The 12,930-nt window shown below is 41.4% G+C and carries 15 protein-coding genes, 2 tRNA genes and 2 pseudogenes; 8 read left to right on the top strand and 11 right to left on the bottom strand.

Translation table 11 applies throughout. The features are described 5' to 3' along the window. Nucleotides 1-79: 79 nt before the first annotated feature. The 5 genes from MKP07_RS36160 to MKP07_RS36140 all read right to left on the bottom strand — a co-directional run bounded on the left by MKP07_RS36160 (nt 80) and on the right by MKP07_RS36140 (nt 1,933). Nucleotides 80-493: an arsenate reductase ArsC gene (locus MKP07_RS36160; protein ID WP_240852880.1), complete on the bottom strand. Its 414-nt coding sequence runs from the start codon at nt 491-493 to the stop codon at nt 80-82. A 112-nt stretch (nt 494-605) separates the two neighbouring features. Further along, complete coding sequence (locus MKP07_RS36155; RefSeq protein WP_240852879.1) at nt 606-1,025, bottom strand: DUF6428 family protein; 420 nt, start codon at nt 1,023-1,025, stop codon at nt 606-608. A gap of 59 nt (nt 1,026-1,084) precedes the next feature. Next, a complete protein-coding gene (locus MKP07_RS36150; protein ID WP_240852877.1) occupies nt 1,085-1,414 on the bottom strand; it encodes an ArsR/SmtB family transcription factor in 330 nt (109 codons plus the stop codon). A gap of 166 nt (nt 1,415-1,580) precedes the next feature. Continuing rightward, nucleotides 1,581-1,655: transfer RNA gene (locus MKP07_RS36145), tRNA-Glu, on the bottom strand. 206 nt (nt 1,656-1,861) lie between these two features. Continuing rightward, nucleotides 1,862-1,933, bottom strand: a tRNA-Glu gene (locus tag MKP07_RS36140). A 183-nt stretch (nt 1,934-2,116) separates the two neighbouring features. Between MKP07_RS36140 and gap the strand changes: the two genes are divergently transcribed. From gap to MKP07_RS36120, 5 genes and pseudogenes are all read left to right on the top strand, one after another. Beyond that, the gene (gap, locus tag MKP07_RS36135; RefSeq protein ID WP_240852875.1) at nt 2,117-3,130 is read left to right on the top strand and encodes a type I glyceraldehyde-3-phosphate dehydrogenase; all 1,014 of its coding nucleotides are present in this window, start codon (nt 2,117-2,119) and stop codon (nt 3,128-3,130) included. A 190-nt stretch (nt 3,131-3,320) separates the two neighbouring features. Further along, a pseudogene (gene pgk / locus MKP07_RS43970) lies at nt 3,321-3,634 on the top strand (phosphoglycerate kinase). Beyond that, a complete protein-coding gene (gene pgk / locus MKP07_RS43965; RefSeq protein ID WP_317236256.1) occupies nt 3,601-3,837 on the top strand; it encodes a phosphoglycerate kinase in 237 nt (78 codons plus the stop codon). Before pgk (MKP07_RS43970) ends, pgk (MKP07_RS43965) begins: the two are co-directional and overlap by 34 nt. Next, nucleotides 3,822-4,505 carry a phosphoglycerate kinase gene (locus MKP07_RS43960; RefSeq protein WP_262920223.1) on the top strand — a complete coding sequence of 228 codons (684 nt, stop codon included), beginning with the start codon at nt 3,822-3,824 and terminating at the stop codon, nt 4,503-4,505. The genes pgk (MKP07_RS43965) and MKP07_RS43960 overlap by 16 nt, the downstream gene beginning before the upstream one ends. 312 nt (nt 4,506-4,817) lie before the next feature. Next, entirely contained in the window at nt 4,818-5,519 is a 702-nt protein-coding gene (locus MKP07_RS36120; RefSeq protein WP_240852873.1) for a hypothetical protein, read from the top strand. A 17-nt stretch (nt 5,520-5,536) separates the two neighbouring features. On the opposite strand, the gene MKP07_RS36115 is transcribed toward MKP07_RS36120, so the two are convergent. Together MKP07_RS36115 and MKP07_RS36110 are read right to left on the bottom strand one after the other, a co-directional pair. Further along, nucleotides 5,537-6,499, bottom strand: coding sequence for a hypothetical protein (locus tag MKP07_RS36115; protein ID WP_240852872.1), 963 nt, complete (start codon nt 6,497-6,499; stop codon nt 5,537-5,539). A 59-nt stretch (nt 6,500-6,558) separates the two neighbouring features. Next, the gene (locus MKP07_RS36110; RefSeq protein WP_240852871.1) at nt 6,559-7,035 is read right to left on the bottom strand and encodes a carboxypeptidase-like regulatory domain-containing protein; all 477 of its coding nucleotides are present in this window, start codon (nt 7,033-7,035) and stop codon (nt 6,559-6,561) included. A 178-nt stretch (nt 7,036-7,213) separates the two neighbouring features. Here MKP07_RS36110 and MKP07_RS36105 point away from each other — a divergent pair, with 178 nt between their 5' ends. The 3 genes from MKP07_RS36105 to MKP07_RS36095 all read left to right on the top strand — a co-directional run bounded on the left by MKP07_RS36105 (nt 7,214) and on the right by MKP07_RS36095 (nt 10,113). Further along, nucleotides 7,214-7,570, top strand: a complete 357-nt coding sequence (locus MKP07_RS36105) for a diacylglycerol kinase family protein (protein WP_240852870.1) — start codon at nt 7,214-7,216, stop codon at nt 7,568-7,570. 235 nt (nt 7,571-7,805) lie between these two features. Further along, nucleotides 7,806-8,888, top strand: a complete 1,083-nt coding sequence (gene serC, locus MKP07_RS36100; RefSeq protein WP_240852869.1) for a 3-phosphoserine/phosphohydroxythreonine transaminase — start codon at nt 7,806-7,808, stop codon at nt 8,886-8,888. A 70-nt stretch (nt 8,889-8,958) separates the two neighbouring features. Next, complete coding sequence (locus MKP07_RS36095; protein ID WP_240852868.1) at nt 8,959-10,113, top strand: phosphoglycerate dehydrogenase; 1,155 nt, start codon at nt 8,959-8,961, stop codon at nt 10,111-10,113. Nucleotides 10,114-10,161: 48 nt separating this feature from the next. On the opposite strand, the gene MKP07_RS36090 is transcribed toward MKP07_RS36095, so the two are convergent. The 4 genes and pseudogenes from MKP07_RS36090 to MKP07_RS40680 form a co-directional block, all read right to left on the bottom strand. Next, nucleotides 10,162-10,614: a GNAT family N-acetyltransferase gene (locus MKP07_RS36090; RefSeq protein WP_240852867.1), complete on the bottom strand. Its 453-nt coding sequence runs from the start codon at nt 10,612-10,614 to the stop codon at nt 10,162-10,164. Nucleotides 10,615-10,656: 42 nt separating this feature from the next. Further along, nucleotides 10,657-11,952, bottom strand: coding sequence for an MFS transporter (locus MKP07_RS36085; RefSeq protein WP_240852866.1), 1,296 nt, complete (start codon nt 11,950-11,952; stop codon nt 10,657-10,659). Between the two features lie 220 nt (nt 11,953-12,172). Then, nucleotides 12,173-12,492: pseudogene (locus tag MKP07_RS40685) on the bottom strand (deoxynucleoside kinase). Further along, the gene (locus tag MKP07_RS40680; RefSeq protein WP_262920222.1) at nt 12,477-12,917 is read right to left on the bottom strand and encodes a deoxynucleoside kinase; all 441 of its coding nucleotides are present in this window, start codon (nt 12,915-12,917) and stop codon (nt 12,477-12,479) included. The pseudogene MKP07_RS40685 and the gene MKP07_RS40680 overlap by 16 nt, the downstream one beginning before the upstream one ends. Nucleotides 12,918-12,930 lie beyond the last annotated feature (13 nt).

Raw genomic sequence — 12,930 nt, 5'->3', positions numbered from 1 at the left:
GAATATCCAAAGCGTTAAATAGCGGTCTAAAAAGAAAGTTTCTTACGTTGGTATGCGGGAGCGCAATGGTCTGCAGGCATTATAAGTTGGTTTGAACAAAGTTTTGAGCATAGTCTTTTATCATATCCCTGACTCTTGCAAATTCCTGTTCGGTAGCTGCTTCCGTTCCCTGGAATTTTGCAGGATCAGGAAAATTATAATGGAATTTTACCGCGTTAGTAGGGAAGAAAGGGCATCTTTCTTTAGCATGGTCACATACGGTAATTACGTAGTCAAAATCGATATTGCTATACTCTGTAACGTTGTTAGAAGTATGGCCCGAAATATCAATGCCATCGGCCTCCATAGTAGCTATGGCTTTGGGGTTAACGCCATGCGTTTCTACACCGGCGCTATAGATCTCTGCCTTATCCCCGGCAAAATGCCTTAAATAACCTTCTGCAATCTGGCTGCGGCAACTGTTACCTGTACAAAGCACTAAAACTTTTTTCATGTATTTTTTTGTTTGGATTCAATGATTTTTTATGATGTCAACCCAGGTTGTTATGTTTAACAACATCCGCCTCCGGGAGTGCAGGAGCTTTCAGTATTAACCGGTAATTCTTTTAAAGATAGTTTTTGCTTTTGGGGCGGTACGCCACAGTTGTCTTTGCAAGGCAATCGGTAACGGTAGATACCAAAACAAATGATACCCCGTCAAAATCCAGGGCATACTTACCAACGGTGTCGCCCTGGTATTCCACTTCCACCTCCAGGTTGTCGTTAATGGAGAGTTTCTGCTCGCAGAGGCTGATAATATGTAGCAATTTGCCGGGCTTTAAACGGTTTTCGTAGTCATTGGCATTCCATAGCTGAAAGTTCACTTTGGTTTCGTAGCGGGTGGTTCCGCCACAATCTATAAAGTGTTTATTTACAATTCCCACTTCCGTTACATGAAAATGTTCCGGCACCTGGGTGCCGTTGGGTAACAGAAATGCTACAGTATCCAGGCCCGGCAATATGCTTTTAATTTCAGACAGCTTCATAATTGTTTGTTTTATTGTTTATAATATTGCATTATTACGATGAATGAGCTTAAATTTTTTTAACAGCAGCTTTTTACAGGAGTAAATGAGGTAAAGAATCCTGACAGTTCCTTGCTTACCTGTGCCCACACTTTTTCATCAATACAATAGCAGATACTGGTTCCCTCAATACTCCCCTTAATAATCCCGGTATTTTTTAACTCCCGCAGGTGTTGGGAAATAGTGGCCTGTGCCAGGCCCAGTTCTTCCACAAGGTCATTACAAATACAGGCCTGTGATTTAATAAGGTGCTGAAGGATGGCAATACGCGCCGGGTGAGCCAGCGCCTTTAAAATGGTGGCTAGCCGGTTCTGCTGTTTATTAAATATCTCAGTTTTTGTAATGCCCATATTTTAACTATTAATTGCAATATTACGATAAAGTAGTTGTAAAGAAAAATATATAATATTGAATTAAGGAAAATAGTGATTTTATATTGGTGGCCTCAGGGTTTTGAAATACTAGTGGTGGAAATAAAAATGGGAGTTTCCGATATGTTGATGGAAACTCCCATTTTGGTAGCGCGTACGGGAATCGAACCCGTGATTCCTCCGTGAAAGGGAGGCGTCTTAACCCCTTGACCAACGCGCCTTGTCCGATTTGGGGAGTGCAAATATAAGAAGCTGATTTGAAGAGTGGCGCTAATGAATAAAATTTATTCGTAGCAAATGCCATATTTCAATTTCAATCCCTGATTTTAGTAATACTATGATAATGGTAGCCGAAAGCTGTTGTGGCGCGAGGCTGCAGTCTTAAAGTGGGGGTATTAAAAAAGCCAGCTGAAAAGCTGGCCTTTGTAGCGCGTACGGGAATCGAACCCGTGATTCCTCCGTGAAAGGGAGGCGTCTTAACCCCTTGACCAACGCGCCTTGTCCGATTTGGGAGTGCAAATATAGGAAGCTGTTTTGTCATCGCCAAAACTTTTTCGAAAAAATGTTTTTCCACTTTTATACGTGAACAAAAAATAAGATGTATCAGGTACACTAAATGCCATAAAATCGTTAACTTCACGCCTCCAAAAAAGTACTTATAAATTAAATTACTAAAAAATCATGAGCACAGTAAAAGTAGCCATCAATGGTTTCGGTAGAATCGGACGTTTAGTTTACCGTCAGATCTACAATCAGCAAGGCATTGATGTAGTAGCCATTAATGATCTTACAAGCCCCGCCACACTTGCACACTTATTAAAGTACGACTCTGCACAGGGCCCTTTCAATAAAAATGTTTCTCATACAGAAAACTCTATAACTGTAGAAGGTGAAGAAATTAAGATCTATGCACAAAAAGATCCTGCTCAAATTCCATGGGGTGAGCATGATGTGGATGTAGTATTAGAGTGCACTGGTTTTTTTACAGATAAAGATAAAGCACAGGCACACATTACTGCAGGTGCAAAACGCGTTGTAATTTCAGCTCCTGCTACAGGCGATCTGAAAACAGTTGTATTCAACGTTAACCACGATATTTTAGATGGTAGCGAAACAATCATTAGCTGTGCATCTTGTACAACTAACTGTTTAGCTCCAATGGCTAAAGTATTAGATGATACTTATGGTATCGAAATCGGTATCATGACTACCATCCACGCGTACACTAACGATCAGAACACTTTGGATGCTCCACATCCTAAAGGAGATCTTCGTCGTGCACGTGCAGCTGCTGCTAACATCGTTCCTAACAGCACTGGCGCAGCTAAAGCAATTGGCCTGGTATTACCTAACTTAAAAGGTAAATTAGATGGTAGCGCTCAGCGTGTACCAACCATCACCGGTTCTATCACTGAGTTGAACGTGATCCTGGGTAAACCAACTACTGCAGCAGAAATCAACGCAGCAATGAAAGCGGCAGCTAACGAAAGCTTTGGTTACAACGAAGACGAAATCGTAAGCAGCGATGTAATCGGAACCAGCTATGGTTCTTTGTTCGATGCTACTTTAACTAAAGTAATGACCGTTGGAGACAAGCATATTGCTCGTACTGTATCCTGGTATGATAACGAAATGAGCTATGTTTCTCAGCTGGTTCGTACTGTAAAGTATTTTGCAGGATTGATAAGCAAATAATAGCGATAACAAATTGAAGAGCGGAACCTTTTGTTCCGCTTTTTAGTTTATAAGGCCCGCCACAGGATCGCACAGCATCTGGTTTGCCTGCCCGTTGGGTACAGTCGGGCGTTGCACTTTTGTACTCAGGTGCATGGCCGGGCAATATTTCTTGTCAACTATTCAACTTTAAACTTATCAACTTATTATTATGTCAAAGTTTTCAGAATATAATTTTAAAGGGCAGAAAGCCCTGATACGCGTAGACTTCAACGTGCCTTTGAACGAGAGCCTGGAGATTACTTCTGATGCACGTATGAAAGCCGCGGTACCCACTATCAAAAAATATTGGCTGATGGTGGTAAAGTAATATTAATGTCTCACCTGGGCCGTCCTAAAACCGGTCCTGAAGATAAGTTCTCATTAAAGCACCTGGTAAAACATTTAAGCGATCTGCTGGATGGAGCGCGGTGTTATTTGCCAATGATTGTGTGGGAGAGCAAGCCTACCTTACTGCTGATATGATGCGTGAAGGTGAAGTGTTATTGCTGGAAAATCTTCGTTTTTATAAAGAAGAAGAAAAAGGAGATGAAGCTTTTGCAGAAAAATTAAGCAAACTCGGCGATGTTTATGTAAACGATGCCTTTGGTACCGCACACCGCGCCCATGCTTCTACTGCTGTAATCGCAAAGTTCTTTCCTTCTGAAAAAGAATGTTCGGCTTGCTGATGGAAGCAGAAGTGAACAGCGCACAGAAAGTATTAAGCAATGCTCAAAAGCCTTTTACAGCTATCCTGGGAGGAGCAAAAGTTTCTGATAAAATACTGATCATCGAAAACCTGATGGATAAAGCGACTGATATTATTATTGGTGGCGGTATGGCTTATACCTTCTTTAAAGCAATGGGAGGTAATATAGGTTCTTCTCTTTGTGAAGAAGAGCGCCTGGACACAGCTAAAGAAATTTTAGAAAAGGCCAAAGAAAAGAATGTATGCATTCATTTACCTGGTGAGAGTTTGATCGCCGATAAATTTGCGGCTGATGCTGATACTTCAGAGGCGCCCAGCAACAATATTCCTGAAGGTTGGATGGGACTGGATATTGCCGGCGAATCGAGAGGTCAGTTTGCTAATGTGATAAAAAAATCAAAAACTATCTTATGGAATGGTCCAATGGGTGTTTTTGAAATGGAGAAATTCCAGGGCGGTACCAAAGCTATTGCAGATGCAGTGGCTGAAGCTACAGAAAATGGTGCTTTCTCTTTAGTAGGCGGCGGCGATAGTGTGGCTGCAGTTAACAAATTCGGATATGCGGAGAAAGTAAGCTATGTGTCCACCGGCGGCGGTGCGATGCTTGAGTTTTTGAAGGTAAAACACTTCCGGGTATTGCAGCAGTAAACGAAGCGTAAGAAGCAATAAATAAACTTTGAAATGCGAAGCCTTGTGTTTCGCATTTTTTTATTCTTCTATATTTGAGGGATAAAAATGTACAACGAAGGGACTAGATATTGGTGGCGAAAATCGGTTTACGAATATTAAGCCTCGTAGAGGCGGCATATTATCATTTAGTCTAAAAGTTTAAACAAGTTCAATGGGTAAAAGGATTTTTATATAGTTATAGCCCTGCTCATTGGCGGAATTCCAACGCTTTCTGCACAAAAGATTACCAATGAGCTGCATGGCTATTTTAAGGCCAGTTCCGATACCGCGATGTACGAATATTTTGCTTTTGATGGTAATGGCAGGGTAGATATTATGGGAATGGGAAATGGGTATTATTTTCAAAAAGACGATAGTCTTATTGTGTATCCGGATAAGAGCATCTTCAAATTTGTTATTAAAGGCGATAAGCTATACGGTGCTTCAGAATGGGTAAATGGCTATGTTTGGGAAAAGGTAAAAGACACTACTGTTGAAACCTTACGTACCGATCCCGGGGCATCTGACAGGGTAGCCGGTTTGTTGTACCAGTACTATAATATCAAAAAAGGAGGTAGTGAGCTTTCCTTACTTTTTGAAGGCCCTGATAGCAGCTATGAAAATACACTGAAAAATTTGTGTGATAGCGGACTATCAAAAGCTTGCCTGGATTATGCCGGTTTGAAAACCCTGGAAGACATGGGTGGCATAGCCGCATTGTATAGTTCCCAAAAACAAATGAAGAAAAGGGCGCCCAATCAGGAAATTTTAGATATCATATATCGTGCTATTGAGTTGGGGGATACCAATGGTTATGAAGTCTTGGGTGGCTATTATGCAGCAATTGGGGATATTGAGATGGCCCGCGAATCTTTTGAGTTAGGCGAAGAGTTGGGCTGTGGAAAGTGCAGTATGGCTCTATTTAGCTTGAATTTAGAAGAAGAAACCAAAAGACTGGAAAAAAAGCAAAAGCCGGCGGCTGCCAGGAAATAACAACAGTGCTGTACCGGTTACCTGGCGGGCTTAAAATCCAGTGGCAGCATTTTATCCGTTTTTTCATACGACCAATATGCTCCTGTAATAAAACTATAGGTGCCCGTGTAATATCCATCAGGGAAGATCATAACAGGCTGCGGGCCGGTCATACTAAGTGTGGATTCCTGGTAGCCCGAGTCATTATTTTGTAGTGCATTTTCTTCAATGTATTCCTTGTCCTTGCGTTCTCTTGTATAAGTGATTTGCCAGGTATCGTTAAATTGAAGAAATTTTTTGTCACCCGTTTTAGTGACAAATTGATTAGTGTTCAGCGGCCGGGAGTAAAAGAGTTTTACTTTCAATTGTCCACGTTGATAAGGTGTAATACTCTCATAGCCACTGATCCTGTTCAATGCTTTTTGATCGGGGATAATTGTGCCTGCCGTTTCCCATTGTATGTACCTGATAGCCGCTGTATCGCTTACATCAAACCTGTAAACAGCAACCTGGTCAGATACAACAGATCTTTTAATAAAGAAATAAACTTGCACAGTTCTGTCAGGTGCAGCAAGTGTAATAGTATAGGGCATCCTGTCCCGTTTACTGGCTAACCATTGTTCTGCTTTAACTATTTGTGATGCCGCCAATGCATTGTCTTTTTGAGCATACAGGCCGTTTATAAGTTTAACAATGGCCGATGGGCTATGAATGCTGGTGGTGTCAGTATATGCCGGTATGTAAAGGTTGAGATCTTGATAGGGGATTGTTTTAATGAGATTTACGACAAATCCTTCTGCTTCTGTATTTCCCGCATAAACAGATCGTATAAAATGCGTTAGGGATCCCTGGTACGCCATCAACCGGTTTTTATCCCATTGCTGCATTCTTCTTTTGCTGCCTTTCATTTCGGTAAACTGAGTATTACCTTTATAAAATACTACCTGTGTTGTAAACTGGTGTTCATACTCATTCAGCCAGTAAGTAAGCTCGTAGCCCAATGCATTATTTTTTATTTTCAGCGGTTCTTTCGAGTAGGCTTTTAAGGTATTGTCTTTTTTTATTCGTCTGAACCGGATTGCCGGATAATTAATGATCTCGCATTGTTTGGCAAATGACGAATAGCTAAGAAAATCCTTATTGAACGTGCTGCCATATTGTTTCCAGCCATTTTTTCTACAGATGCTGTTACTACCACCTCGTTCAATAAAGCAGCGTTCTTTTGCATTTGAATGTTTAATGGCGCTGTATTGCCTGCGTTATCAATACTACGGGCTTGTGTTTCGTAGTTTACCGCAGAAAAAATCAGTTCGAAATGCAACAAAGGAATATTAGTCAGCCGGAAACTTCCGTCTTTTTGGGTTTGCGTACTGTAAGTGGTGTTGTTAACATAAACCGATATTCCCTCCAATGCCAGGCCGGATTCTTTATCCGTTACCTTACCTGATACTGTTATTCCGTTCGACTGGCACATTCCTAAAAGGGCCCAAAAACTAAGCCCCAATGTAAGCAGGTACCTGTTAATATGATCCGTCATTTGCTGTCAAAATAAATCATAAATCGCGAATTAATTACTAAGTTTCAACACTTCGGGCAGCTTGTTTTTGTTTTATTCTGAAAAGGAATTTTAGCTTCAACTTCTAACGAAACAACAGGCTACTGGTTGTAATTGTTTAGATTTGTTGTTGATGGTGAAACTGTTGTCAATTAAGAAAATGCTGAAAAGCTTCGGCTACGCAGTCCAGGGTTTAAGATCTGTGGTCAGGTCCGAGCAGAATTTCAGGATACATATACTGGCTGGTGTGGTAGCCATTCTTTTGGGCTTTTATTTGGATATTACAAAGCTGGAATGGGTGCTGGTGATCAGCTGTATTACCGCAGTAATGGGTGCCGAAATTATGAATACGGCAATAGAAAAACTGTGTGATATTGTATCTCCCCAATACCATGAGAAAATTAAAATAGTCAAGGATCTGGCTGCTGCGGCAGTCCTGATTGTTTCTATAGGTGCATTAGTTACTGGTTGCATTATTTTTATACCCCGCATTATACATCAGGTTAGTACGTTTTAGATGAATTACCGCTTTAAATAATAATGAAAACACTTCGGGAAAGCTGCTGGTAAGCACTATTCCATACCCCAAAACGCTGATAAATACCAGTTTTTCTTCAATCAAACCATCGTTTGGTGACGCTAGTTTATTCACTAAATGTGCATAACTGTTAAAAATCGACAGTGCAGGATTGTAATTACGTTAGATAAGTTTAAATTCGCGCCTCAATATTTTAAACAATAATTAATAGGCAATGCAAAGAGTTTACAATTTTTCGGCCGGCCCTTCTGCTTTACCAGAAGAGGTTTTAAAGAAAGCACAAAGTGAAATGCTGTGCTATGGAACAAGCGGAATGAGCGTAATGGAAATGAGCCACCGTTCAAAAGATTTTATGTCCATTCTTGATTCGGCAGAAAGTTCATTGCGCGAGTTAATGCAGGTGCCCGATAACTATAAAGTTTTGTTTTTACAGGGAGGAGCTTCATCGCAGTTTGCTATGGTTCCTTTAAACCTGATGAATAAAAATAAAAAAGCAGATTATGTAAATACGGGCGCATGGTCAAAGAAAGCGATCAAAGAAGCAAAACGTTACGGTGCTGTAAACGTAATAGCCTCTTCTGAAGATAAAACCTTCAGCTATATACCTGAGCTGGATGCATCTAAGTTTGATAAGGACGCCGACTATTTCCACATCACCACCAATAATACGATTTACGGTACCCGGTTTGCGGAACTGCCTGATACAGGTAATGTGCCTTTAGTAGGAGATATGTCTTCCGATATCCTGTCTAAACATTATGATGTTTCAAAGTTTGGTTTGATATACGCGGGAGCTCAGAAGAACCTTGGCCCTGCCGGTGTAACGGTGGTAATCATTCGTGAAGACCTCGCAGGCAACGCAATGGACTTTACTCCAACTATGTTCAACTATAAAGAGCATATTGAAAATGGCAGTATGTACAATACACCGCCCACTTTTGGTATATACCTCATTGGGTTGGTATTAAACTGGCTGAAAGAGCAGGGTGGTGTTGCTGCAATTGAACAAACCAATATCGACAAAGCCAATACTTTATACAACTACCTGGATGAGTCATCGTTATTCAAAAGCACGGTAGCGGGTAAAGACCGTTCAGTAATGAATGTTCCTTTTGTTACCGGTAACGAAGAAATAGATGCTAAGTTTATCAAAGAAGCTACGGCGGCAGGTTTTGTTCAATTAAAAGGGCATAGGTCTGTAGGTGGCATGCGTGCCAGCATTTACAATGCTATTTCATTAGACGGTGTTCAGAAACTGGTTGATTTTATGAAACAGTTCGAAACAAATAATAAATAGTTTTTTGGACCATATTTACCATATTCTAGTAATATCTATTAGAATCTGGTAATATTTACTAATATATAACATGACGTACACAATTAAGACTTTAAATAAAATAGCTAAAACCGGTTTAGATAAATTTGGTGATGGTTATGCAATTATAGATGATGCTCCCAACCCGGATGGCATTTTGTTAAGAAGTGCTTCCATGCATGAAATGGAGTTTCCTGAATCGCTGTTAAGCATCGCGCGTGCAGGAGCAGGGGTAAACAATATACCTACTGATAAATGCGCTGAAAAAGGTATTGTGGTGTTTAATACACCAGGTGCTAACGCAAACGCTGTAAAAGAATTGGCTATTACTTCCATGTTGATCTCTTCCCGCAAAATAGTGGATGGTATCAATTGGGCTAACGGCCTTACGCAGGATGTAGCTAAAGAGGTAGAAAAAGGAAAGGCTCAGTTTGTAGGGCCAGAGATCGAAGGGAAGGTATTAGGTGTTATTGGTTTGGGCGCTATTGGTGTGTTGATCGCTAATGCAGCGGTGAACCTGGGTATGGAGGTATTAGGTTACGATCCGTTCATTTCTGTAGATGCCGCATGGGGATTGTCCAGAGCGGTTAAAAAAGCTACTGATCTGAAAACGATCTTTGAGAAGGCAGATTATATCACCCTGCATATTCCATATAATGCTCAAACAAAGGGTACATTAAATGCAGAAGCCTTTGCCCAAATGAAGAAAGGTGTACGTGTGATCAATTTATCCCGTGGCGAACTGGTAAACGATGATGATATACTGGCGGCAATAGAAGATGGAACGGTAGGTGGTTATGTAACAGATTTTCCCAACGAGAAAATGATCAACAGGCCTGGTGTAATTGCTATTCCTCACCTGGGTGCTTCTACTCCCGAATCGGAGGATAACTGTGCGCATATGGCGGCTATTCAAACTAAGATTTATCTCGAAACGGGTAATATCAGGAACTCGGTAAATTTCCCTAATTGTGAAATGCCTTTATCGGGTGTTCAGCGTATTACTGTAGCTCATAAAAATATTCCAAACATGGTAGGGCAGATATCTACCGCTTTGGCCGATGCACAGATCAATATCAAGGATATGATCAACAAAAGCCGTGGTGATTATGCTTATACTATTTTGGATCTGGAAAGCGTAAGCAGCGAAGAAAGTATCGCGAAAATAAGAGCGATCGAAGGTGTTTTACGCGTGAGAGTGATATAACTGATCTTGTTTTTAAGTTGTTGGAGCCGGTGCGAAAGTGCGGCTTTCTTATTTTAACGCGATTCGATAGTCGAAAAAAGCGGTATCCGGCTCCTGCTTTATAAAACCGATGGATTCGTAAAGCTTTTGCGCTGTATAATTGTCAACCGCGGTAGACAATGCCAGGTAACTAGCGCCATCATTCCGCGCGAAAGCCATAGCCGCTTCGATCAATGCTGCTCCAATTCCCTGCTTTCTTTGACCGGCTTCAACGTATAGGTCGTTTAGGATCCAGTTTTTTGAAACCCGCATGGAAGAATAAGTGGGGTAGAGCTGGGTGAAGCCTGCTGGTTGTTCGTTTATTATAGCTACAAAAATTACGGATTCATTATTGCTCAACCTTTCTTTGAGGAAAGCTTCTGCCAGGGGTATATCTGAGGCTTGTTTGTAAAAAATGCGATATTGGTTAAACAAGTCAGTCACCAGGTCAACCTGCTCTATTGTAATTCTTTGGATAAGCATAAAATAAGGAGTGTAGAAGTTGAAGGTAGATATATTGTCTGATTAATATTCAAATTTTCGCAATGTAGGCGCCTTAAACCAGGTAGTAGCCACAACAGCAACAGTCATACAGCCGCCAATAATGACGGACGGTATCACTCCAAAAGCGCGCGACATTACTCCGCTTTCAAATTGCCCCAGTTCGTTGCTACTTAGCACAAACATGCCACTCACACTACTTACGCGGCCACGCATATGGTCAGGTGTTAATAACTGCATTACGGTGCCCCGTACAACAACACTTACTCCGTCCAGTATGCCTGCCAGTACGAGTACAGAAAAAGATAGCCAAACCCATTTTGATAAGCCAAATAGTATAATGCAGGCGCCAAACCCTGCAACGGCCAGTAGCATTTTCCGGCCCTGGCCTTTTTTCATGGGCCATAAGGTAAGTATAATTACGATAAAGATGGCCCCGATATCTGTCGCTGCATTGAGCCATCCAAAGCCTTTGGGGCCTATTTTAAGTATATCACTTGCAAATACGGGGATCATGGCTACAGCACCACCAAACAGAACTGCAAACATATCCAGAGCCATAGCAGCCAGCAATGCCTTTGTCTGAAATACAAAGGATAGCCCTTCTTTAATACTTGCCCAGGTTTTCTTTTCCGGTGCTCTGGTAAAGCCTATGTCACTGTCTTCTATTGTAGTCTGTATGGGTGGTTTGGGCTTTAACTGGAAAAGAAACAAGAGACTTAAAAAGACAAGACAACTAATTACAATCAAAGTAGAAGAAATGCCCAGAAAGGCGATGAGAAAGCCTCCTGTAGCATGCCCTGTTACTGAGGCGGAAAGCCATGTCCCCTGGTTCCAGGTAGTCGCGTTTTGCAAAAGGTTTTTAGGAACAATAGTAGCTATCATTGCGCTAAAGCAAGGTCCCACAAAAGAGCGCAGGATACCGGTAAAAAAGAAAACACCGTAAATAAACCAGGAGATATGGTTGGTGTGCAGGAAATGTTGGGTTCGTGAAGTAGATAGTATAAATAACACTAATGCTGCAACACAATAGCCCACAACGCCTTTTAAAATGAGTTTCCTCTTATCATTCGTATCCACCATGTGACCGGAATATAAGGCCAGCATGAGCGCCGGTATGACTTCTGAAAGGCCGATCATACCTATCGCCAAAGGGTCTTTCGTTAATTGATAGATCCACCAACCTACTACTGTGGTAATCATTCGCATGGCCATCACAAAAGTGAAACGGCCAACCATCAGGTTTCGGTATTCCGGAATTCGAACTGCTGCAAAAGGGTCATTAACGATCTGTACTTCGGGGGTATTTGCGCTTGCCATTAGGTGAGCAAAGGATGAGTAATCAATGGTGAGTAATAAACGCGTTTCCTATGGCGATGGAATCTTTTAATCAAACGTACAGCGCTATTGTCTGTGAACTATTATTTATCATCCATCAACTATCATCTGAAAACCTTTTAAGGCAATGCAATCGGATGTAGCCCTGGTTCGTAGTGCTGCTCAAGCGCATCGTAAATAACCCGTAAATGTTTATCGTTACTTAAAAGTCTGCATTGGAGGCATCTACAAATAATACAGGCAGATTGAGTTGTTTGATGTATTGCAGGTAGGTTTCCTGAATGCTATGCAGGTATTCATCAGGGATCTTTTGCTCGTATGCCCTTTGTCTTTTTTTATATTTTGCTGTAGTCGCGAAACCGGCGCATGAAGATACACCAGTAGCTGCGGGTGGATAAGCTGTTGCTGTACGATCTCGAACAGCCGCTGATAAAGCTTATACTCGTCTTCGCTTAGCGTTACTTTGGCAAATAGCAACGACTTGGTAAAAAGGTAATCGCTGATGGTTAGCTGGTGAAACATATTTTTTGTACCAGCATTTCCTGCAACTGCTTATAACGTTCTGCCATAAAAAACAGTTCGAGCGGGAAGGCGTACTGTTTAGGGTTTTCGTAAAACTGAGGCAGGAACGGGTTGTCCGCAAAAGCTTCTAATACCAGTTTGGCATTATAATGCCCGCTGAGCAATGTAGCCAACGTAGTTTTACCGGCTCCAATATTCCCTTCTATGGTTATAAACTCGTAACGCAAATCCAATTTAAATAATAATACTTCTTCCAGGCAATCAATAAACGATGGTGCCTGTGTTGGGGCAAATATAGTTCTAGCGATCTTTTGAAATCGTTTTTTTACTCCCAAATGATCCTTGCCGGCCTTCCAGATTTCAGATATAGTTTGATGCATCAGCGGATGAACCAGGTGGGGCGCAATTTCAGCAAGGGGTGCCAATACAAAGTTGCGT

Origin of the sequence: Paraniabella hibiscisoli (assembly GCF_022512515.1) — a bacterium.
Classification (GTDB): domain Bacteria; phylum Bacteroidota; class Bacteroidia; order Chitinophagales; family Chitinophagaceae; genus Niabella; species Niabella hibiscisoli.
Note: the sequence above shows the minus strand (reverse complement) of the source record. Positions and strands in the feature narration are given on the sequence as shown.